Annotated in this window: 20 protein-coding genes and 1 pseudogene; 11 read left to right on the top strand and 10 right to left on the bottom strand. The window is 66.5% G+C overall.

The features are described 5' to 3' along the window. Positions 1–744 precede the first annotated feature (744 nt). From ABGB14_RS22825 to ltrA (ABGB14_RS22815), 3 genes are all read right to left on the bottom strand, one after another. On the bottom strand, positions 745–1,227 hold the full coding sequence (locus ABGB14_RS22825; protein WP_347645841.1) for a hypothetical protein: 483 nt from the start codon (positions 1,225–1,227) through the stop codon (positions 745–747). Between the two features lie 309 nt (positions 1,228–1,536). After that, entirely contained in the window at positions 1,537–3,270 is a 1,734-nt protein-coding gene (gene ltrA, locus ABGB14_RS22820) for a group II intron reverse transcriptase/maturase (protein ID WP_347645840.1), read from the bottom strand. A gap of 1,187 nt (positions 3,271–4,457) precedes the next feature. Continuing rightward, the gene (gene ltrA, locus ABGB14_RS22815; protein WP_347645839.1) at positions 4,458–5,852 is read right to left on the bottom strand and encodes a group II intron reverse transcriptase/maturase; all 1,395 of its coding nucleotides are present in this window, start codon (positions 5,850–5,852) and stop codon (positions 4,458–4,460) included. 906 nt (positions 5,853–6,758) lie between these two features. Here ltrA (ABGB14_RS22815) and ABGB14_RS22810 point away from each other — a divergent pair. Next, positions 6,759–6,899, top strand: coding sequence for a hypothetical protein (locus ABGB14_RS22810; RefSeq protein ID WP_347645838.1), 141 nt, complete (start codon positions 6,759–6,761; stop codon positions 6,897–6,899). Between the two features lie 333 nt (positions 6,900–7,232). Here the strand turns inward: ABGB14_RS22810 and ABGB14_RS22805 are convergent, their stop codons facing one another. Together ABGB14_RS22805 and ABGB14_RS22800 are read right to left on the bottom strand one after the other, a co-directional pair. Then, a complete protein-coding gene (locus ABGB14_RS22805) occupies positions 7,233–8,210 on the bottom strand; it encodes a CU044_5270 family protein (protein WP_347645837.1) in 978 nt (325 codons plus the stop codon). After that, entirely contained in the window at positions 8,203–8,793 is a 591-nt protein-coding gene (locus ABGB14_RS22800; RefSeq protein ID WP_347645836.1) for an RNA polymerase sigma factor, read from the bottom strand. Before ABGB14_RS22800 ends, ABGB14_RS22805 begins: the two co-directional genes overlap by 8 nt. A 105-nt stretch (positions 8,794–8,898) precedes the next feature. Between ABGB14_RS22800 and ABGB14_RS22795 the strand changes: the two genes are divergently transcribed. Further along, complete coding sequence (locus ABGB14_RS22795) at positions 8,899–9,195, top strand: hypothetical protein (RefSeq protein ID WP_347645835.1); 297 nt, start codon at positions 8,899–8,901, stop codon at positions 9,193–9,195. Positions 9,196–9,308: 113 nt separating this feature from the next. Here ABGB14_RS22795 and ABGB14_RS22790 read toward each other — a convergent pair whose 3' ends face one another. Further along, on the bottom strand, positions 9,309–9,605 hold the full coding sequence (locus tag ABGB14_RS22790) for a hypothetical protein (RefSeq protein WP_347645834.1): 297 nt from the start codon (positions 9,603–9,605) through the stop codon (positions 9,309–9,311). 312 nt (positions 9,606–9,917) lie between these two features. Between ABGB14_RS22790 and ABGB14_RS22785 the strand changes: the two genes are divergently transcribed. The 4 genes from ABGB14_RS22785 to ABGB14_RS22770 all read left to right on the top strand — a co-directional run bounded on the left by ABGB14_RS22785 (position 9,918) and on the right by ABGB14_RS22770 (position 12,264). After that, positions 9,918–10,214, top strand: a complete 297-nt coding sequence (locus tag ABGB14_RS22785) for a hypothetical protein (protein ID WP_347645833.1) — start codon at positions 9,918–9,920, stop codon at positions 10,212–10,214. Positions 10,215–10,420: 206 nt separating this feature from the next. Continuing rightward, positions 10,421–10,831 (top strand): VOC family protein, encoded by a 411-nt coding sequence (locus ABGB14_RS22780; protein WP_347645832.1) that lies wholly within the window; start codon positions 10,421–10,423, stop codon positions 10,829–10,831. Then, positions 10,828–11,703: a sigma-70 family RNA polymerase sigma factor gene (locus tag ABGB14_RS22775; RefSeq protein ID WP_347645831.1), complete on the top strand. Its 876-nt coding sequence runs from the start codon at positions 10,828–10,830 to the stop codon at positions 11,701–11,703. Before ABGB14_RS22780 ends, ABGB14_RS22775 begins: the two co-directional genes overlap by 4 nt. A gap of 282 nt (positions 11,704–11,985) precedes the next feature. Continuing rightward, on the top strand, positions 11,986–12,264 hold the full coding sequence (locus ABGB14_RS22770) for a hypothetical protein (protein WP_347645830.1): 279 nt from the start codon (positions 11,986–11,988) through the stop codon (positions 12,262–12,264). 551 nt (positions 12,265–12,815) lie between these two features. Here ABGB14_RS22770 and ABGB14_RS22765 read toward each other — a convergent pair. Together ABGB14_RS22765 and ABGB14_RS22760 are read right to left on the bottom strand one after the other, a co-directional pair. Beyond that, positions 12,816–14,042 carry an FAD-dependent oxidoreductase gene (locus ABGB14_RS22765; protein WP_347645829.1) on the bottom strand — a complete coding sequence of 409 codons (1,227 nt, stop codon included), beginning with the start codon at positions 14,040–14,042 and terminating at the stop codon, positions 12,816–12,818. Positions 14,043–14,237: 195 nt separating this feature from the next. Further along, positions 14,238–14,675 carry a hypothetical protein gene (locus ABGB14_RS22760; RefSeq protein WP_347645828.1) on the bottom strand — a complete coding sequence of 146 codons (438 nt, stop codon included), beginning with the start codon at positions 14,673–14,675 and terminating at the stop codon, positions 14,238–14,240. Here ABGB14_RS22760 and ABGB14_RS22755 point away from each other — a divergent pair. The 4 genes and pseudogenes from ABGB14_RS22755 to ABGB14_RS22740 all read left to right on the top strand — a co-directional run. Beyond that, the gene (locus ABGB14_RS22755) at positions 14,674–15,240 is read left to right on the top strand and encodes a serine hydrolase domain-containing protein (protein ID WP_347645827.1); all 567 of its coding nucleotides are present in this window, start codon (positions 14,674–14,676) and stop codon (positions 15,238–15,240) included. The genes ABGB14_RS22760 and ABGB14_RS22755 overlap by 2 nt on opposite strands. A gap of 63 nt (positions 15,241–15,303) precedes the next feature. Further along, the gene (locus tag ABGB14_RS22750; protein ID WP_347645826.1) at positions 15,304–15,477 is read left to right on the top strand and encodes a hypothetical protein; all 174 of its coding nucleotides are present in this window, start codon (positions 15,304–15,306) and stop codon (positions 15,475–15,477) included. 100 nt (positions 15,478–15,577) lie between these two features. After that, the gene (locus ABGB14_RS22745; protein WP_347645825.1) at positions 15,578–15,721 is read left to right on the top strand and encodes a hypothetical protein; all 144 of its coding nucleotides are present in this window, start codon (positions 15,578–15,580) and stop codon (positions 15,719–15,721) included. A 396-nt stretch (positions 15,722–16,117) separates the two neighbouring features. Further along, positions 16,118–17,029, top strand: a pseudogene (locus tag ABGB14_RS22740) (DUF4132 domain-containing protein); the annotation flags it as partial. 91 nt (positions 17,030–17,120) lie between these two features. On the opposite strand, the gene ABGB14_RS22735 reads toward ABGB14_RS22740, so the two are convergent. Continuing rightward, on the bottom strand, positions 17,121–17,621 hold the full coding sequence (locus ABGB14_RS22735; protein ID WP_347645865.1) for a DUF1772 domain-containing protein: 501 nt from the start codon (positions 17,619–17,621) through the stop codon (positions 17,121–17,123). A gap of 114 nt (positions 17,622–17,735) precedes the next feature. Here ABGB14_RS22735 and ABGB14_RS22730 point away from each other — a divergent pair, with 114 nt between their 5' ends. Continuing rightward, positions 17,736–18,410: a helix-turn-helix domain-containing protein gene (locus tag ABGB14_RS22730; RefSeq protein ID WP_347645824.1), complete on the top strand. Its 675-nt coding sequence runs from the start codon at positions 17,736–17,738 to the stop codon at positions 18,408–18,410. Positions 18,411–18,926: 516 nt separating this feature from the next. Here ABGB14_RS22730 and ABGB14_RS22725 read toward each other — a convergent pair. Then, positions 18,927–20,684 (bottom strand): ABC transporter ATP-binding protein, encoded by a 1,758-nt coding sequence (locus ABGB14_RS22725; protein WP_347645823.1) that lies wholly within the window; start codon positions 20,682–20,684, stop codon positions 18,927–18,929. Positions 20,685–20,734: the final 50 nt, after the last annotated feature.

The raw sequence follows: 20,734 nt of genomic DNA, 5'->3' as shown, positions 1-20,734 counted from the left end.
TCTACGGCCGCAGGTCATTTGCTTGGTGGACCTTCATAGGCAGCCGAGAGCGCCCGGATGCAACCGTAGGACCATGATCAGGGGACATAGTCGGAATGATCTTGGCAGTGTTTTCCCAGGTCAGACCCCGATTCTAGGCGACCAGGCCTCTCGTAACCCGCTACGACGGCTCGGCATGCGACGAACATAGCCGTTGACCATGCCGAATACATGCGTAAAACTGAGCGTCATCCCTCCATGCGAAGCCCGTCCGCACCCGTCGCCGGCAAGAATGACATCGCCCGGCATGTCGGTGCCGCTCGCCCCCTGCCCCAGCGCCGGGTCTTCCGGGTGATTCACGTGTGGGCGCGCCGGTACGCTTCCCAGACCTGCGGATGAAGCCGCCCCTTAGCCGGCACCTCCAGACCGTTCTCGCGAGCCCATGCACAGACCTCGGCCGTGCTGGGCTCCGGCATCGTCGCAGGCTCATCCATCGTCGACACGATCGGCGCCGCCTCGGGCGAGTGGTCCGCGGCGACCCTGCTCTATCGACCTCGAAAAACAAGGGCATGAGCTGGGCGGTCAACGACACGACCACCGCCTTCGGCGCACTCGTCAGCTGGTTCGTCGAGATGGGCCACGAGCGCATCGTCTGCATCCGCGGCCCGGCGGGCTCCTGGCAGGACCGCCGGCGCCAGGCGCAAAAGGCCACCGCCCGCCCACCAGACGCTGCCTCACCGCCCCATCAGCCGGGCCAACCGGGCATCACCATGGCTCGTCCCACGTCCCCTCGGGGATCCGGTACGCGGTCCGGGTCGACGCGAACCATTCCCGATCGAGGAAGCGCCCTGTGATGCGGCCTACCATGCACAACATGCGGTGGATGTCATGCTCGAGGCCGGAGCCCTCGCCGAGCGCGAGCCCGCTCGCGTAAGGCCGGTAGTCAGCGAATTTCATGTATCCGCCTTCCTCGTACGGCGGAGTGACGTGGCCGAGCTGCTCGCCGTCGTAGTAGAGGTACAGCGGATCGAGCCTGCCCAACTCCTCGTCGCAGTGGATCTCGAAGACGCGGCGCTTTCCCAGATTGATGACGCCAAGACGGTAAGGGTCCATCCCGAAGGCGAGGACATGTGTCCAACCGGGCGCGTGCGGGCCGATCCAGACGACCATCTCCGGCGGCCCCGGGTACATCCCGACAGCCGTTTCGAGGTCGCAGTCCAGACGCGAGCCCGCATCCGCGCGCAGCAACCTGGGGAGTTCAACGGAACGAATGCGCGCGTCTTCAACTGCCCACGTGCCTCGCTCAGAAATGCCACGATGTCGGCGTCGTCGGAGATGAACGCCGGGATGACCCGGTCCACCCCCGCCGTGCGCCCTCCCTTGTTACTCCGCACACTCCTCCAGGCGACCGTGAGGAAGTCCGGGTGATAGATGAGGTTGAACAGATCATCAAACCGGCGACCGGGATCATCGATCGCGCCGGCTAAGCCGCCCCCTCGCGGGGGCGGCTCGCCTACAGAACCGGACGTGAAACTCTAGCTTCATCCGGCTCCTCAGTCATGCGGTTCTTGTCGTGAACACCCTGGCGACGTTCGCGAGAGTGGCTTCTCCCGCTATGTCGCTGACTTTGCTGTGGCAATGTCGATGCACGGCACGCATGCCCGCCAGATCAGTCAATCCCTTCCAGTTTGGAGGGGAGAACCGCTTGACGGTGATGGTGTCGGCTTCGGTGAACAGCAGTCGGCAGTGTGCGCAGGCCCCTCGTTGACGGCGAAGCAGGATAGCAATTCTGCTTGTGGTCAGCGGATGGACCCGTAGCCTGGTGGCCCAGTAGACAAGGTTTCCGTCATAAGGGCTGGCGTCACCGCGCACCTTCACATGGCGCTTGATGGGAATGTCCGCGTGAACGGCGAGGCGTGGACCATCTGGGATGGAAAATTCCCAGCGGCCCCGTTCGCTTCGCCGCCAATACTTCGCGAACACCCAACCCGCGCTCTTCTTCGGATGGCGGCGGCCTGCCCAGTGCATCAACGTGGAGAACAGCCGGTAGTCACAGGAGGCAAAAACCTTCTTGGAGACCACCGTGCGGTAATACATCGACCACCCCCGGATGACCGGGTTAACGTCGCTGATCAACGCCTCATGCGGAACGGTCTTGCGTGCACGGACGATGTCCCGCATGGCTCGATGATGCCGTTTGATAGATTCCTTGCTGGGTTTGATGAGCGTCTTGATGACGGGCTGCTTCCGTCCATCGCTACCTGGCCGGTATTCTCCGGTCACGTATCGACGCACATGAAAGCCGAGAAACTCGAATCCGGCTCGCCCGTCTAGAGCAATCCGGGTGTGAGCAATCCGGGTCTTGCTCGTCTTCAAACGCAGCCCGATGCCCTTCAACCACTCCTCGGCGATAAGCCGGGCCCTTTCGACGCCTTCCCGAGTTGGATGCAGGACCACGAAGTCGTCGGCGTAGGTCACAACCTGAGGACGGTCGCGACTGCCAAACGCTGATGTGATCCTCGTCTCCAGCCCATGAAGCGCGATCAGTGCCAGCAGCGGAGAAATGACCCCACCTTGCGGGCTGCCCCGCCAGGTGTCCTCCATGACTTCGCCCTCCATGACCCCCGCAGTGAGCCAGCCCTTGATGAGGCGCCTCAGCATGGGGAACGTGGCGAGCTTGTCCAGAAGAGGCTCATGAGCGATGTTGTCGAAACAGCCTTTAATGTCCGCGTCCAGGACATACTTGTCCTTCTTGCATGTCGCATCGAAGATTGCCGCGATCGCATCATGAGCCGAGCGGGCCGGGCGGAAACCATAGCTGTTGGGCTCAAACCTTGCTTCCCATTCAGGCTCCAGAGCGAGTTTTACTAGCGCCTGCAGCGCCCGATCCAACATCACAGGAATGCCCAGAGGGCGCTTCACGGTTTTCCCGGGCTTGGGAATCCAGACCCGTCTCACGGGCCTGGGTTTGATCGTCTCCGGTTCTCGCAGGCGCTCCACCATCAGCGAGCGCTGACTAGGTAAGACGGAGGCGACTCCATCAATCCCGGCCGTGTGCTTGCCTCGATTGTCCTGCGTCACCCGGCGTACTGCCAGACAGCGGGCAGCTTCCGATTTCATCAATAGGCGTTGCAAACTCCACACCACCGACACATCGCCACGGCGCGAGGCTCGGAAGATGCGCTTTTGCAGGCGGTACACCGTGGTCTCCAGCTTCCGCCAGGGAATCGATGCCCAGTCTTCGATCGTCCGGCCCTCATCAGGAACGTCGTCGCTTCCGTTACTTCCCACTACTCACACCCCTTTCCGTCCACATGACCGTGCCCGCGTCGGCTTATCGTGGGCATTACCCCACGCGTTTGCTTCTCGGGCAATCCTTCCCTGCGCGGGCATACGGCCCGGTCGCCTGCTCACCGTTTTGATGAGAGCCCACACAGGGTTACTCCGTTCCGATTCATCCGTTTGACGCTGCCCTTAGGTCCGCACTGTCTGCCGGGCCACCAGGTGGATGCATGGGCGGACACCATTGGACCTGTCCGCCCCGATGACCATGCCCTCTCGGGCCAGACCCTCTACCTCGCGTGGGTCTGTCACTGCTAACGACAGTTCGGGCGTGCGTTCGTCTCCTGACCATAGGCAGCTTGCTTGGGGCGTCACGAACGTCGAGGTCGCCGCTTATCCCCTTTACATCCTTGCTCCCATAGCGTTGATGACCAGTCGCAGCCATGAGGATGTTGCTTTTCCTCCATGCATCATGAGGGGCCGGGATTACACCGACCATCGGACAAATCAGTTGTGACCGGGAAGAGAATCCCCGGCCCCCTCCATCCCCCGCCAAAGGCGGTTTCGGAGGAACGGATCACAGCCATTGGCGCAGCTTGGTCTGCATCCGCCGTACCCGCTGATAGGCCGACCCAGGGTCTGGCCACAGCAGTTCACCGGTATTCACCAGCGTCTCCGTCCCTTGCAGTACGTCGCGTGCGTGAACCCGCTGGACCCCTTGGCCATGTACACGGCTTTGTCGGGTAGCCCCGGCGCATTGCTGCGCCGAGGCCCCCTCAGAACCGGACGTGCGGCGCCAACCGCATCCGGCTCAAGCAAGCCCTTGAAGGCTCACAGGCGTTGCAGAGCTGGGCCTCTGCTTCGGTCGGCATGGTGCCGACGGCGGCAGGAAGCGTGCACGAGGCGGATGGCCATGTCCGACGTTCCGCGCCCGCGATCGACGGCGAGGCTGTGCCTCGTGATCGCCTGGCGGGTCACCATCGCCCAGCGTTCCCACTCGTGTGGATGCTGGGGCTGGTGATCGGCGTGCAGCAGGAAGTCTCCGCAGAGTGGGCAGCGTCCAGCTTGGATCTTGAGCATTCGCAGGCTGAAGGCGTCCAGCGGTGGAGGTGGTCCCTTGTGCCGCCGCGCGGACCAGTATTCGGTGAGGGACGGGTCGTCCGGGGACGAGGTTCCCGCGACCATCTGGTGTCGGACTATCTTCGTCCAGGAGAACTTGCGCAGGTGAGCGCCGGTATTCCGGTCGCCGAACACCCACCGGTCCTGCCTGTAGAAGTGAACCGGCCGAAGTACCGATCGACGATCCAGCGCCTCGGCTTGTTCTGATGGCCGTGTTTGGCCCACTTGTAGGTGAGCTTCCACATGTAGTCATCCAGCGCCGTGAAGGCGTCGCTGGAGACCACTGTCCGGTAATAGGCCGACCAACCCCGCACGATCGGGTCGATCTTGTGCAGCACCGCACTGACGTTGGCCCCACGCAGGGCTTTCATCTCGGTGCGCAGCCGTTCCCGGATCCGTCTCAAAGCCGCCGGGCTCGGCTTGATCAGCAGCTTGCCGTCATAACGGCGGACGCGAAATCCCAGGAAATCGAAACCGGCATCCACGTGGACGATATGAGTCTTGTCCTCGTTGAACGTCAGTCCCCGGGGCGCCAACCAGGCAGCGAGCCGGGCCTTGACCTGCTCGGCCTCGTCGTGGCTGTGACACAGCGCGACCAGGTCGTCGGCATATCTGATCAGCGCCGGAGAGCCTTCGACCGACTCGGCGGCGTGCGTGCCAAGCTTGCGATAGCGGACTCCGGCGGCTTCTTCCATCCCATGTAAGGCCACGTTCAGCAGCAATGGGCTGACGATCCCGCCCTGCGGGACGCCCTCCTCGGTCGGGGCGAACTGCCCGCGGTCAAGCACGCCCGCCTTCAACCAGCCCGCGATCATTCCCCGTCCGGGGAAAGTGCCAAGCCGAGAGAGAAGATGGGCGTGATCGATGCGGTCGAACGCCGCTTTCAGGTCCGCGTCCAGCACCCACACACGCTGCGGGTTCTTGCCCTTCAGCGTGAGATAGATCGCTGAGATCGCGTCCTGACAGCCGCGCCCGGGCCGAAAGCCATACGACTTCGGCTCGAACCGCGCCTCCCACTCGGGCTCCAGCGCGTTGACCACCCGCGCTTGAAGCACCCGATCGGCGATCACCGGGATCCCGAGTGGACGCTGTTTCCCGCCTGCCTTGGGGATGAACACCCGCCGGACCTCCCGGGGCGTCCACGACAACGAGCGGTACTGCACCCAGTCGGCCAGATCGGCCTTCATCTGCGGTAACAGCGCGGTCCGCCCGTCCACTCCGGGGGTCTTGCGGCCAGCATTGATCTCCGTCACCCGACGCACGCTGACCAGCGTGTTCGCCCGCGAGCGGAGCATCAGTTTCTGCAGGTTGCGCACCCGTTTGAGATCGCCCGCCTGCGTCGCCGTGAAGATCCTCTGCCTCAGACGCCGTACTTGCTCCTCGGCCTTGCGCCAGTCGATCGACGGCCAGTCGAGGAGTTCGCCCTCCGGTCCGTTCACCACGCCGTCGCCGGCCGCAGCCGTAGTGGTCATGGCGTCCAACTTGCCCTTCGGTTCCGATGTCGTCCTCATCACCTCTTCACAGGCTCACCTGGCCCGCGTCAGCACCCTTTCGGGTTCGAGCAGCGCTCGTATCCGGCCGGTTATCCGAGACAGCCAGCGGAGGAGCTGGCCATGACGTCCCGGTTTCCCGCTGCCTTTCGGCCACCGGCATTGGCTTCTCGGGCCATCCTGCGCCCGCTGGGGAATCGGGCCTTCCTCACGGTCGGCTTGCCGAGCGCCTTGCGGCTCTCGGACCCCAACGGGGTTGTCACGTTCCGCACGAGTGAGATCCGACCGGGTTGGGTGCCCCCTATACCCCGAGGACGACGGTGTCCTCCCGACCGGCTTCGAGTCTTCCGATCGGCGCCCGCCGCTTCCCAGCGGCCAGTCCTTGACCCCGCTGCTGCAACCCATCTGCGGGGCTTCCGATGACGAGGCATCATCAGGGGTTCACTCGCGTTCACCCGTCCGGTCTTCCCCGTGGCCTGTGACTTCCGGATGGAACGGAAGTCCTTGGGCTTGATCACCTGGGCTTCGCACCCCACCGTTACCAGTGACGCACGCCAGGCCGGGGACAGATCCACGGACACTGATCCGAAGCTGCACCTACGGCCCCACGGCCGACCTCCCTTGATGAAGCTCACTCACCTCGTGCGACCTCGTGTCGCACCCCGCGCTCGGACTACTACGGGTCCTCCGCCCCACCTCCAGGTCATCGGCGGACGACGCGCCAACCCGCCCCGATTCCCACTGGTCGTGGGGCTGGGACGGGAACTTGGGGGTGGTTCCCACGTTCACTTTGAACCGATCGTCGGGGTAGGTGGCCAGCTATGCCCCTGCGGGCCTCGTCACGGCTACGCGGCAGACCTTCACCGTGACCTCCCGGACGGAAGGACGATGGTCTGGGATCTCGAATTCGACCGGCACACCTTGCCCGGCACGCTCACCGAGCTGATGATCGCCGATCTGACGAGCAGGCTGGCCCAGCCGCTCACCTCGCTGGATCCGTCAGATGACGGGCCCATGATGCGGCCTTGAGGGCGAGCACGCATCAAGCGTTCTACTGCTGGCGCCGGTCAGCCCAGGCGAACCCTGGCGAGCGCGGAAGCCCGCTCCCGCCACCATGGCCGAACGTCGCGGGTGGTAGCGGTCGATCTGCGCGAAGTCATGGTCAGCCGACTCGCCCCCGCCGTGGACCACTTCCCGATCGCGCGGATGGTGGTGTCCAAGTCGAGGTCGTAGACCTGCGGGTCCTCCGCGTACACATCCGACTGGCTGAACCCATACACGACGAAGCCCTCGACGGCGTCTTCCGGTTCGGCCGAAGGGTCCAGCTCAGGCTGGATGGCCCTGGGCCAGGGCGATGAGCGCTCAGCCCTTCTCACCAGGACGATCGACGATCGCCGACGCCAGCAGGGCAGTGCTCCACACCGCTCCCTTGCGGGCAGAGGGCGTGGAACTGCCGCTCATGAACTGGTCGCGCAACCAGAGCGTCTGGCGGCCAAGGTAGCGGTAGGTGCGCGCATCCAGGATGTCGTAGCGACGGGTGGGCGCATCGCCGGGCCCTTCCATCCAGACGCCCAGGCCGCTACGGCCTGCGGCGTCGCGCACTCCCTGATCGATGCGGACGCCCGGGACGAGTGCCAGGGCGCGGAACATGGCCGCTTCCAGTTTGGGCGGCATCGTGCCGTAGCGGCTCAGGTAGAGCATGATCACGTTGTAGGCGCGGAGGTTGGCGGGCACGTCCTGTGCGGCGACGCCCTCCTCGCGGGCTCCTTCGATCCAATGACGATCAGCCGTGATCTTGGCCAGCAGCTTCCTCGGATCGGTCGGCAGATCGCGGAGCTTGGCATCGTACTGCTGCGGCGACAGGTCGTCGTCGTTCGCATCCATTGGATTCCATACGGGGCCGACCTGCAGTTCGCCGTCCTCGCCGAGGGAGGCGGCCTGCATGCCGTCGTAGCGCCTCCAATGCTCGTCGGTGGTGGTCGTGTCCGAGTTCGGCTGCTTATCCAGGGTCTTCGTGTAGTGCCACTGCGTGGGCAGGGGCACCGGGGCGTTCATGCGCCTGCTCGCCACCTCGGCCGCGCCCGCCAGCACCACGCTGGAGTCGAGCCGGACGACCGACTGCGTGCTCGCCGGGCCCGGGGCGAGCGGTTCCGGCCACAAGGTGGTCAAGGCGAGCGCGGCGGCGGTCCCCAGCGCGCCGACCACGAGCAGGCGGCGTACCAGCACCCGCCTGCGTCCCCGGATCCGTGTCAGCAGCCGCCGACGCTGCGGGACGATCCACTCCTGGCCCGGCTCGGGGACCTCGGCGCGCCACTCGCGCAGTGATCGCAGGTCATCCATCGAAAGACTCCTTCCCGATCGCCATGGGGTTGGCTCCGCCGAGCGCCTGGCGCGTCCTGGCTCTGGCCCGATGCAGGCGGGACCTGACGGTGCCGATCGGGATGTCCAGCGCGCGGGCCACGTCCTCGTACGACATGTCGGCCCAGGCCACGAGCAACAACACCTCACGGTATCCGTATGACAGCTCCGCCAGCGCCGCCGCCAGCCCGGCCTGCTGGGCGGCGACCCGATCGTCGACGCGGTCGGCGTACGGCTCGGCGATCTCGTCGATGCCGCTGCGGACCCGCGCCCGGTAGAACCGGACCTCCATCCGTCGATGCCGGCTGATGAGCCGGGCGGTGATGCCGTACAACCATGGCCGCGCGTCCAGATGATCGGCGTCGTAGCGGTGGCGGCGCCGGAAAGCGGTCAGGAAGGCATCGGACACGATGTCGTCGGCCAGGGAAGGTCCCAGCCGCCGAGCGACATAGCGCCGTAACGCGGGCGCGTGCCGGTCGAAGAGGTCGGCGAAGGCCTCTGGGGTTCGCTCCGAGCGCCGGATCAACTCGGCGTCGTCGGCCCTGCCGGATTCTTCGGCTGTCACATCACGCTCCCGTTCCTACGTTGCGGTTCATCGGCTTTCGCCCGTACGACCGATGCGGGTTCACGCTGCAGAATGTGATTTACGTCATATAGGCTCGCGTAGGCGATGTCCGCGGACGCCAAGGAGCTCGCCGAAGAACTGCGCCGGGCGGCCGAGCTCCGAGCGCTGCACAGCGTCCGGGCAGACAACGGCAGCAAGCAGGCACAGGCCGCGGCGACGCTGATCCAGGTGCTCGACGGCACCGAGCAGGCGGTGGTGATGGTCGGGTCGGTCCTGGTCATAAAGGATGCGGGCGATGACCCGCGCCGACGTGAGAGCGCTCCTGCCATCCGGGCGAAGATGATGACTGATCTGAGCGGTGTCGCGTTCGGCAACTTCGGCGACGACGGCTCTCTGCGGTGAAGCGTCTGTTCCTAGCCGGGCAGGTTAGCGTACGCGGCTCGCGCCGGCGTCTGGACCATCCGCTGCCGCCCGAGGTGTTCCCCTACGCCAAGGCCACCGTCGGCTAATGGGAGCTACCGGGTCGGTTGATCGGGCAGACTCGGTGCCTGGTAGCCGCTGGTGAGTGAGCACTTTCGTCGGCTGGACCGATGGTCGAGTCCTGAGGTCAGACCGTACGGAACGCGACCGGCGTCCAGATCGCGCTTGAACCGCTCGAACGCCCCCGGAACGGTGAGATCGACGCCCTGACCGAGAGCCGTGTGCGCCCAGAACGTCGCCACCAGCAGGTCCTTGGTGGCCTCGAACTCCTCCGCCTCTTCGGGCTCGAACCAGGTACGCACCGTCCAAGCCTGCCATTCCTCCAGGGTCACCGTCTCGCCTGTCGAACCGATACGGCTCGCCGCTGTCGTGCGGGATGCGGGAGGACGGGGCGCTGAGGTGACCTGACCGCCGGACGGCCGGGAGTGCCCGCCTTTACCGGCGGTTCGCGAAATCTGTGACCGTTGCCGACCACCGATCGGCTCGCGGACCCGCGCGATTGCCGTTGCCCGGACAACCCTGGCCGACGATTTGGCGGATCGCCCACCACCGCCTGTACGAGGTGAGGCAGCGGGTGCACGCCGTGGACCTGCGGTGGGTAGAGAACGCCATCAAGCCGAATCGGTGTCTGGGAGAGGGCTGGGATGAGGGAGTACTTCGTCTGGGTGACGACGCGCCGCATCAGGCCGGGCACGTTGGAGGAGTTCGAGAGGGCCTGGCGCCCCGAGCCGTACCCGCCGGGGCTGCGGCAGGCGTACGCGTACTGGTCCGAGGACGGGCTGGAGATCACCGGGGTGTCGTTCTGGGACACGAAGGAGGCCTGTGGCTCCTGGCGGGGCTCTCAGGCTGAGACCCGTCGCCGTGAGGCGATGTCGTCCTACGTCGTGGAAGAGCGGGAGGGCTTCTACCTCGGCCGCGAACTCGGCATCCCCGCTCGCTAGCGTCAAGCCAGAACACAGGTAACGCCATTCCTTCCCGTCGGGTGCGGTAACGCCGGTGAGACGGTCGTCGGAGCTCCAGGTGTACCGCCACGTTTCCATACGCCCCGGTGACCTCTCCGGCGCTGTTACCTTCTTCCGTTGACACTCGTCATAGGGGTGCGACCGAGACGAACGGTCGTCGCACCGACGAGTGAAGTGAGAGCAGGATGCTGACCAACATCATGTACACGACGGTCTACGTCACCGATCAGGACCGCGCGCTGGAGTTCTACACCGAGGGACTCGGCCTGGAGAAGCTGGCCGACTACGCGGGTCCCGACGGGCGGTTCCTCACGGTCGGCGTTCCCGGCAGCCCGGTGCAGATCCTGCTGTGGTCGCATGCGGCGGCCGCGGGCCAGCCGGGCGACACGGGCGCGACAGGCCGGCCTGTCGCGCCCGGTCCGTTGATCCTCGAATCCGATGATTTGCGCAAGGACTTCGAGATCATGCGCGAGCGCGGCGTCACCTTTGAAGAGTGGGAGCCCGTGGACTATCCGTTCGGGGTCCGCATCGAGGCGGTGGACCCAGACGGCAACCGGGTCTCGCTGCGTCAGCCGCGAAAGCCGCGCCAGTCGTGACCACCCACCCCTCCGGCCTCGCGACCGAGGCGTTCGAAGCCCAGCGCGATCGGCTGCGGGCGCTTGCCTACCGCGTGCTGGGCTCGCACGCCGATGCCGAGGATGTGGTCCAGGAGGCCTGGATGCGCCTGGTCCGCCAGGACGAGGCGGCCATCGGCAACCTGGCGGGGTGGCTGACCACCGTGGTCGGCCGGATCAGCCTGGACCTGCTGAGATCCCGCCAGGCCCACCCCGAGACCGGCTACGGGCACGAGTTCGTCGATCTTGTGGTGACGCCCGCCGACGAGCCCGCGCCGGACGAGCAGGTGGCGCTGGCCGATTCGGTCGGCTTCGCCCTGCTAGTGGTACTGGACTCGCTCAGCCCCAGCGAGCGGCTGGCGTTCGTCCTGCACGACATGTTCGCGGTCCCGTTCCAGGAAATCGGCCACATCCTGGGCAAATCCGCCGACGCGACCAAGATGATCGCCAGCCGCGCCCGCCGCAAGGTCCAAGCCACGGACCGGCCGACGGGCCCCCGCCGCGAGCACGAAGAGGTCGTCCAGGCCTTCCGTGCTGCCGCCCTCGGTGGCGACTTCGAGGCGCTCCTGCGCGTCCTCGACCCGAACGTGAAGCTGACCGTCGACACCCCCACCGGCATCGTCGTCACCCTCGGCGCCACCGAGGTGGCCGCCGGTGCCCGGATGTTCTCCGGCGAGGTCGCCCGCCAACGGCCCGTGCTGGTCAACGGCGTCCCCGGGCACATGTCCTGGCGCTCGGACGGAACGCCGCTGTCGGTCATCGCCTTCACCGTCGCCGAAGGCCGGATCACCGGCATCCACATCGTCGTCGACCCGGCGAAACTCGCCTCGATCCAGCTGCCCGCCCCGGCCTGAGCCGGTGTCGTCCCCGGTCGGCCCGTGCATGGCAACGCATCCCGGGCCGACCGACCGAATTCCTCACTGCCTGTCTGAGATGCCGATCTTGGAGAGCTCGAGCCGGAGCGAGGTGTCAGGACGCGGAATCCTCGCCCCGCTCCCCCCTTCGAGGTCGCGCTACGCCGCCTGTCCCGCTGGCCCGCACATGGAGGCATAGCAGCTCCGGCTACCGCGGCCTCGGCCGCAGCGCTGGCCACTTCCTCGGCTGCGCCGACCAAGGCCAGCAACGTCAAGACCGAGGTGTACAGCTACAGGAGCGGTCTGGGCACGCTGCAGATGCGCTACGGCAAGTACAACAACAAGACCTGGATCTGGGCCCATGTCGAGAAGCCGACGAAGCTGGCCAACGACAAGTATGAAATCACAGTCGCCACCCAGGGCACGTACCTCCACAAGAACCATCAGCGGTACAGCTGCACCACGGCGTTCGAGGCCAAGGACGGCGTGAAGTGCAAGGTGTGCATCGCCAAGATCGACGCGCAGCTGTGCACAGGCCCCGATCTCTCGTGGGTCTACTGACTCGTTGAAGATCGGGGGCCAAGGGCGAGGTCAGGACGGCGGAGAAGCGGGGCTGGATGCGTCACGCCTTGTGCATCCGCCGGGAACACGCCGGGCGCGGGCTGCTGCGACACCAGCACCAGCCCCATTTAGCGCTTGCGGCCGCTGCGCGCCCCGGCTTGCCACGCGCGACGTCGACGGACGCCGACGCGGGATCGATCCCGGTGACCGCAATCCCGGCGTTCGGCGAGTAGCAGCGCGAGTACGCCCGTACCGCACCCGATGTCCAGCACGGATCGCGCGCCGAACTCCTCCGCCATCGCAAAATACGCGTCGAGATCGCTGCGGTCCGGATCGAGTGGGTCGTAGATGGCGGTGAGGCGCGGAGCCCGAACGTTGCGTCAACCATGAGGGCGAACGTATGTGGCCCCGAGCCCGCGCGCGGCCACTGCTTTCTCGGGCTACGGCGCCAAGCGGGCACGGCGAAGTGCGCCGCTGATCCCGGCGCCCTTTCGAGCACGGCCGTACCGGCCAGCTGTCCGTCTACCTACCCTGACGGCGGCAGATCCCCGCTACGGACGTCGGCGGGCGAAGGCGGGAGCATGCTCCGGCAGGGGACCGAAGCCCACCGGCCGAGCCGGCAGTGCGCGGAGCCCTGGAACCACCCGGCTGACGTAGAGCAGCGCCTTGGGCGGACCCGCGAACTTGCCCTTGAACGCCGACTCGAAGACGGCCCGCTGGAACGCCTGCATGATCGCGGTGGGTCGCTGCCTGCGCCGCTGCACGGCGGCCAGGTCAGCGCGAGTGATGGCGTGCCGCCGCAGTGGCCGGGCCAGGATGGTGGCCGCGGCAACCGCGTCCTGGACGGCGAGGTTGATGCCCACGCCGCCAGCCGGCGACATGGCGTGCGCAGCGTCGCCGATGAGCAGCAGGCCGTCGGTGTACCAGCGGTCCAGGCGGTTCAGCTTCACATCAAGCATGAACACCTGATCCAGGCTCTCCAGGTGGTCCACCCGGTCGGCGAAGTCAGGACGCAGGCGGGCGACGCGCTCGCGGAACCACTCGATTCCCTTGGCCCGCAGCTGCCCGTCCGCGCCCTTGGGGATGAAGTACGCCACCTGGTAGAAGTCCTCGCGGTTCAACGAGAGCAGGATCTCCTTGCCCTGCGCGACCGGCAGGATGCCGGCAGGCGCGCCCCCTTCGCTCTCCCACTTGGGCAGGCGGAACCACCAGACGTCGAACGGCACGGGGAACTCCTTGGGCACCAGCCCCGCGTCCCGCCGCAGTGTGGAATGCCTGCCGTCGCATGCCACCGTCAGCTCGGCACGGATCTCTCCCTCGGCGCCGTGCGCCGTGCGATACGCAACGCCGACGACCTTCCCGTTCTCCCTGAGCAGTGCGGTCACCTCGGTGTTCATGTGCAGGGCGAACCTCGGCTCGTCGCCTGCCGCCTTGGCGAGGAAGCTGAGCAGGTCCCACTGGGGCACCAGCGCGATGTAGTTGTACGGCCCGGGCAGCCGGCCGAACTCGGCTAGAGGGCTCTGGCCACCGTCCGGGGTGGGGAACGCCACCCTGTTCAGACGGCTCTGCGGCAGGGCGCGGAAGCCCTCGCCGAGGCCGAGCTCGTCGATGATCCGGATGGTCGAGGGATGAACGGTGTCCCCCCGGAAGTCGCGCAGAAAGTCGCCGTGCTTCTCAAGCACGGTGACCTGGACCCCCGCTCTGGCCAGCAGCAGGCCGAGCATCATTCCCGCCGGACCGCCTCCGGACACCAGCACGCCGGTACGTTCGATGATCATGGATCTCCTTCCCGTGCCTCTAATTCATCGTATGGTGAAATGATGCGAAAGCAAGCCCGAAATCTCTTGCGAGATCCCCGCCCGCGCACCGCGAGCGCACGTCGCCCAGCATTACCGGAGAGGGCGTTGCCTCCCGTACCTCGGCTCCGTCATAGCCTTTGAGCGCGATATAGCAGGTGAGGATCACAACAGGGCTCACTGCGCCGGCTTCTCCCCGTTCGGCGAGTCGACAGGACGGATCACCGGGGGGTACAGGACCTCGCGTGGACCGGCCCTGAACAGCCGAGCCGGTCGCCCGGTCGCAGCCTTACGCGCCGAACCGGCCGGGACGATGAACCCGTCGGTTTTCTTGATCTTTCGGTAGAAGTTCCGGGGGTCGAGCGGCATCCCCCACACCGTCTCGTACACGTCCTGAAGATCGGTGATCGTGAACGTCGGCCCGCAGAAGGCCGTGGCGAGCACGGAGTGCTCGAGCTTGACGCGGACGTGCTCGATGCCGTCGCTGACGATGCGCCGGTGATCGAACGCGAGGTCCAGCTCACCGGCAAGCCGGAGTGTCTCGACGTTCAGGTCGGCCAAACTGACAAGAAGTAGCGCTGTGGTTCGCTTTAGCCATCCACCGGTGGTGCGCATGGCGCACGGTGATCATGTCCGCCTCGACCCGGCGGGCACGCTGACGCTACGCCCGCCGCTCCGCATCTCGGCCGCGCTCGACGTGCCGCTGCCGATCGGGCACGACGACATCATCCGGTACGCCACCGCCCGTCCGCTCGACCACGCCCCGGGCACCGAGATGGTCTACAGCAACTACGGCTACCTGCTGCTCGGCCGGATCGTCGAGAAGGTCTCAGGGCAGCCCTACGAGACGTACGTCAAGACCAAGCTGCTCCAGCCGCTCGGCATCACCCGCATGATGCTCGGCAGGAGCCTGCGGAGCGAGGCCGCGGCCGGCGAGGTTCGCTACGAGTCGCAGTACACGAACAAGACCGTCCTCGACACCTCCGGCGCCACCGTCCCCTACCCCTACGGCGGTTTCAACATGCCCAACGAGGACGCCAACGGCGGCTGGCTGGCCTCCGCCGTGGACCTGGTCCGCTGGACCCTCGCCTTCGACCGGCCTGGCACCGTCCTGAGCTCCACCTCGATCGCCAAGCTGGTGGCCAAGCCGGAGATCGGCGTCAACGAGTACGGCTCCTGATACGGCGGCGGCTGGTGGTGCCGCCAGGTCACCGGCCACCCCAACACCTGGCACAACGGCTCGATGCCCGGCACGTTCGCCTACCTGGCGCGGCTCCAGAACGGGTTGAGCCACGCCCTGCTGTTCAACCGGCGCGAGGAGAGCGGTTCGCTGATCTACGACGGGATCGACGACGACATGAACAAGGTGACCGTGTCCTCCTGGCCCACCACCGACCTGACCTCGAAGCACTTCTGACCTGCGCGATCGGCTCCCCGAGGTCCGGTGCGGAAGTTCTGTCGTTCGCCGCTGCTATAGATGACGCCAACACCTGATCTCGACGACAAGCGGATGGCTGATGGCATCGGTGACGTTTCGCGACGAGTCCGCGACCGGCCGGGCGTTGGAGGAGTTCTCCCCGCCCGGCCTGCCCGACCGGATCTCGGCCCGCGAGCTGGTACGGCTCCGCGTACGCGAGGAGGTGGCCCGCCACAACTCCTGAGCGTTCTTGACGGCGTCCTGTCCCCTCTCGCGCAACGCCTGCTCCACCTGATCACCGGCACCACGAACGATCCCACCCACTGGCCCGCAGCCTACCGTCTGAGCGTCGGCCTCGTGGGCGTGGGCTTCGGAGCGCCCATCGCCACGGTCGGAGCCCGGTACGCGCTCGACGAGCACACCAGGCGGCGGCTGGTCGAGCCGGCCCGTGAGCTGGTCGAATTCCTGCTGGAGGAGAACGGAAGGCACGCGTACCACCGCCTCCCCGTGCTGGTGGCGGCGGGGCTGGCGGGCATGGACGCCGACGTGCGCGCCGCGCTTGCCGAGGGCTGTGGCCCGATCGCGGTTTCCGAGATGGACGTGCTGCTCAGCTGGGACGTGGAGCTCCGGGCGCTGTTCCATGAGGCGCAACGTTTCCCCGAACTGGTGCCCAGCCTGCCCGAATGGCTCGGCGGGCTGCCCGGTTATCCGGACTTCGCCCGTACGGCGCTGGACATGGCGCGGGCCCGCGTCGCGGCGATCCACGCGGGCGAGATCCCGTACAAGGCGGAGAAAGCCTTCGACGACGGCGAGAAGCGCGCTCTCGGCCGGGCCGTGCGGCTGGCGCTCCACCGCGACGAGACCTGGCTGCCCGAACTGCTCGACGAGCTGGTACGCGGCATCGCGGTCGCGCCCACCCAGGCCAAGACGCTGCCCTCGCAGGCACTGCTGTTCGAGATCGCCCGCGCGGTCGAGCAGTATCCGACGCCCGAGGCGATCTCAGCGCTGCGTACCGCCCGCCGCATCACCCGGCACGGCGGGGTGCCCATGCAGCTCGACCGCAAGTTCAAGCGTATGGAGCCGGCTCTGGCCGAGCGGCTGGAGGTGGCCTTCAGGAGCCCCCGACGGGCGGGTACGGCAGGCGTTCGGCGAGCACACGGCGGTGATCTCGACCGACGGCGGGGTCGAACTGTCGTGGTGGCACGGCGACAAGAGGCTCAAATCGGTCCCGGCGGTGGTCAAGCGGGAGCACCCCGACGAGGTCAAGCGGCTGCGCGAGCTGGCCAAGCTGACCCAACAGCAGCAGGTGACCTTGGGCAGGGCGCTGGAGGCCGGCTACACCGGCGAGACGCCCCCGCCGTACCGGCAGCTCGAAGGCCATCCGATCGCCGAGCGGCTGATCTGGGAGTTCGAGGTCTCGCCCGGCGTGTGGCGCGCCGAGCTGGGGCTGAACGTGCCGGACCTGCCGGTGCGGCTGTGGCATCCGGCCCGCGCGTCCGTGGACGAGGTACGCGGCTGGCGGGAGGAGGTGCAGGGCAAGGAGCTGCGCCAGCCGTTCAAGCAGGCCTTCCGCGAGATCTACCTGCTCACCCCCGCGGAGGAGACGACCGGCTGCTGGTCCAAGATCTCGTACTCGGCCCAGCTCAGCCCGCGGGCTGTCGGGCCGGATCTGCGCCGTGGAGCGTCTCGCTGCCCTGACGGTCGACGGCCTGGGCGATCAGAACTGCGGCGAAGGCCAGCACCGCCATCGCGGTCCGCACCGTGTGCAGCGTCCACCAGCGTTGGCGGATGTCCGCCCAGTCGGCTGGCGGCTGATCAGCGTTCCAGGAGGTAGCGAGCTGGTTGAGCGGCTCCAGTTGGGTAATGGTGAGCACGATCGTGGCCGCCAGCAGCAGCAGGCTGGCGACGCTGAGCCCGAAGGCGAGCCAACCACGCTGGTAGGACATGACGCACGTTGTCAGGAGTAGCGCGACGCAGGTGAGCAGGATCACCGGCATGGCGCGGCCGTAATCACTATTGAGCGCCTGCCAGTACCGCACGTAGGCGGGTCCGGGCAGCGAGCGCAGCGACGGAGCGAGGACGGTGAAGACGACACCTCCGGCAAACAAGCCGAGCAATAACGCGGCCGCCGTCCGAATGATCACCAGTGGCAAGGGGGGCATGCTCGCCTACTTCCGGTGTTGAGTCTCACGATTTGGCTAGATAGACACCTTTTCATTTGAACGTAATCTAGTCAATTGTCTGGCACCATGGTCCCGATGAACGACAAGCCAAAGCGTCGATACGTCAGCCACCTGCGGCGCGAGAACGCCGAGGTGACCCGGCTGCGGATCGCCGAGGCCGCCCGGGCACTCATGCTCGAGCGCGGCTATGCCGCCACGACTATGGCCGACGTGGCGCAGGCCGCAGGCGTCGTCGTACAGACGCTGTATTCGTCGTGCCCAGGGGGCAAGCCAGGTCTGGCTAAGCTCGTCTACGACGTCAGCTTGGCCGGCGATGGGCAATCCATCCCGCAGAGCGCACGACCGCAAGTGCAAGCGATCATCACTGAGCCTGATCCGGTGCAGAAACTGGCCAGGTTCGCGGAAATGGCCATGACGATCTTCCAACGGATCGGCCCGGTACATCGCGTTCTTCGTGCCGCCGCAGCGGCCACGCCCACCGATGCCGGATTGAATGATCTGCTGGCAAGCGCCGAGCAGCAACGATTGGCCGGCAGCCTGGGACCGGCCGAGCACCTGGCGGCGGTCGGCGCGCTGCGCACTGGGCTGAGCATCGAGCGGGCCGCCGATCAAATCTATGTCTTGACGTCGATCGAACTGTTCGAGCGATTCACCGAGATTTGCGGTTGGAGCGTGCGCGACTGCCAGGACTGGCTGGCTCGGACACTGGCCGAAATTCTTCTCGACCCCGCTCAGCGCGGACACCGCTAAGTGATCAAGACTGGGCAATCTTCCCGTGGCCGGCGAGCCGACGCTCACCTCTGCTGGCCTGCCTCATTTCGCCAGCCGCGAGACTCCCGACCGAAGCTCCCAGCTGCTGTAATCCAGAATTAAGCACCCGCACCGCAGAGCGGGAACGCCCTGCAAGGCCCTCGCCGCGAGTATCGTTTTGACCAGGCCAAACTCCCGTCAAGCGATGGGCGATGAGAGGTCGTTGTCGAGGAGCCGATACACGTCAGGTGTTCCTCGCAGAACAGCGTCTGCAGCCGTTCGGCCCAGGTGCCGATGTTGCGCCGGCGTCCGGATGAGCGCAGCAGGGCGTGCAGGCGGCGGGTGGTGAGCTTGACGGCCGCGGCCGGGGTGGGTGCCGCTTGCAGGACGGCGCGGGCCTCGGCGGGAGATCAGGCCGATGTTCTTGACGTGGAAGGAAGACCCGAAGTCCCTCCTGCGCGATCACTGCCGGCTCGCCCTGCTGGATCTTCTTGTTGAGCGAAGTGTTGGGTGCGCCTACAGCGCCTGGTCGCCGGTTTCCGCCGACGCCGGTCGACTGTGGCGGGCGGGAAGGGTGGTCGCCATCCTTCTGTACGCGCCGTCGTACCTCATCAGAGTCTCGTGCCGACCCGCTTCCAGGATGCGGCCCTCATGCATGACGAGGATCAGGTCCGCATCGCGGACCGTGGCCAGGCGGTGGGCGATGACGAAGCATGTCCTCCCCCGGAGGAAGGGCTTCAAGGCGTCGTGCACCCGCATCTCCGTGACCGTGTCCAGGTGGGATGTCGCCTCGTCGAGGATGACGACGCCGGGATCCGTGAGCAGCAACCTGGCGAGCGACAAGCGCTGACGTTCTCCTCCCGACAGCCTGGCGCCGCCGGCTCCGACGACCGTGTCGAGGGCGTGGGGCAGGGATTCGATCAGCGGCCAGATCTGCGCGGTTCGGCAGGCCTGCGCCAGCTGGTCGTCTGTCGCATCCGGACGCGCCATCAGCAGGTTGGCGCGGATCGTGTCATTGAAGAGGTGACTCTCCTGAGAGACCACTCCGACGGCGGCCCGCAGGTCGCCGAGCCGAAGGTTACGCAGGTCCACTCCGTTGATCGCGATGCTTCCCGTGGTGGGATCCCAGGCTCGGCTGATCAGCCGGGCCAGCGTGCTCTTGCCCGAGCCGGTGGACCCGACGATTCCCACCGTTGTGCCCGAGGGGATGCTGATGTCGAGATTCCGGAGTGTCCGGCGTTCCTCTCCTGTGAGGTCCCCGGCCAGGGATCTCAGGACGGTCGTGTCCGCGGACGGATAGTCGAACGAGAGACCGGAGATGGTCACGGACATCCCGCGGGCGTGCCTCCCGGGCAGGGGGACGGCATCGCTCTTCTCCCTCACCAAGGGCGGGAAGTCCAGGACTTCCTGGACCCGCGAGAAGCTCACCCAGCCGGTCACGAGGTCGGCCTTGACGCTCGGCAGGATCGTGAGATGTCCGTACAGGCGTGCCAGAAGGGTCAGGAGCGTGACCATGGTGCCCAGGCTCATGTCCTCCTTGATGACCCAATATCCCGCAGCGATGTTGACAGCAGCTGTCGCGGTGGTCATGAGGATGTTCAGTGAAGAGCTCAGCGCCGCAGAAAGGGTGGCTTTCCTGACGGCGAGGGAGCGATTGCGATGTGCCTGGTCGAGAAAGAGTCCGATCTCGTGGCGGGTGTCGCCATACAGATGGACGAGGTCGATGCCCCCGGGGGTGCATCGCTCCGTCACCAGCGAGTTCAGGTCTGCTTTCGCCTCCAGTTGCCGGCGGCTCACGGTCTCGAGGACGTGCCCCATCCACGCGGACAACGCGTATGCCGCGGGAGCGAGGACGACGACACCGAGAGCCATGCGCCATTCCAGCAGAAGGATGGCGCAGAAGGAGACCACGATCATGACCGTCGCGTTGGCGACCAGCGGCATGGACACCGTGACGATCCGCTGCACACCGGCCACGTCCCCGTCCAGACGGGACACGATCGCCCCGGTCCTGGCCGCCTTGAAGAAGCCCGGCGCCTGCCTCAGCAGGTGCGCGTACATATCCGTCCGGAGATCGAGGATCATGTCCTCGCCGAGACGTGTGGCGAACCGGCGTTCGATCACGAGAGCGGCCGCCAGCGCGACTCCCGACACGGCCAGGGCTCCTCCGAAGAGCCACACCGCGTCGAGGTCGCGGCGCGCTATCCCCTCGTCGATGATCTGCTGGCCGAGAAAAGCGGGGACCACGGTCAGGACGGATTGGACAAGGATCAATATGGCGTGCACCGCGATCCGGCCGCGATACGGGCGAAAGAACGCGACGC

It is taken from the genome of Nonomuraea sp. B10E15, from assembly GCF_039871615.1.
Classification (GTDB): Bacteria; Actinomycetota; Actinomycetes; order Streptosporangiales; family Streptosporangiaceae; genus Nonomuraea.
This window is presented reverse-complemented; position numbering and strand designations above follow the sequence as displayed.

Excerpts from the sequence above, each read along its gene's own strand:
- ABGB14_RS22755 (WP_347645827.1), top strand. The coding sequence starts at position 14,674 with ATGGCGCACGGTGATCATGTCCGCCTCGACCCGGCGGGCACGCTGACG.
- ABGB14_RS22760 (WP_347645828.1), bottom strand. The coding sequence starts at position 14,675 with ATGCGCACCACCGGTGGATGGCTAAAGCGAACCACAGCGCTACTTCTT.
- ABGB14_RS22730 (WP_347645824.1), top strand. The coding sequence starts at position 17,736 with ATGAACGACAAGCCAAAGCGTCGATACGTCAGCCACCTGCGGCGCGAG.
- ABGB14_RS22795 (WP_347645835.1), top strand. The coding sequence starts at position 8,899 with ATGTCCGCGGACGCCAAGGAGCTCGCCGAAGAACTGCGCCGGGCGGCC.
- ABGB14_RS22745 (WP_347645825.1), top strand. The coding sequence starts at position 15,578 with ATGGCATCGGTGACGTTTCGCGACGAGTCCGCGACCGGCCGGGCGTTG.
- ABGB14_RS22750 (WP_347645826.1), top strand. The coding sequence starts at position 15,304 with ATGCCCGGCACGTTCGCCTACCTGGCGCGGCTCCAGAACGGGTTGAGC.
- ABGB14_RS22810 (WP_347645838.1), top strand. The coding sequence starts at position 6,759 with ATGGTCTGGGATCTCGAATTCGACCGGCACACCTTGCCCGGCACGCTC.
- ABGB14_RS22765 (WP_347645829.1), bottom strand. The coding sequence starts at position 14,042 with ATGATCATCGAACGTACCGGCGTGCTGGTGTCCGGAGGCGGTCCGGCG.
- ABGB14_RS22785 (WP_347645833.1), top strand. The coding sequence starts at position 9,918 with ATGAGGGAGTACTTCGTCTGGGTGACGACGCGCCGCATCAGGCCGGGC.
- ltrA (WP_347645839.1), bottom strand. The coding sequence starts at position 5,852 with ATGACCACTACGGCTGCGGCCGGCGACGGCGTGGTGAACGGACCGGAG.
- ABGB14_RS22780 (WP_347645832.1), top strand. The coding sequence starts at position 10,421 with ATGCTGACCAACATCATGTACACGACGGTCTACGTCACCGATCAGGAC.
- ABGB14_RS22805 (WP_347645837.1), bottom strand. The coding sequence starts at position 8,210 with ATGGATGACCTGCGATCACTGCGCGAGTGGCGCGCCGAGGTCCCCGAG.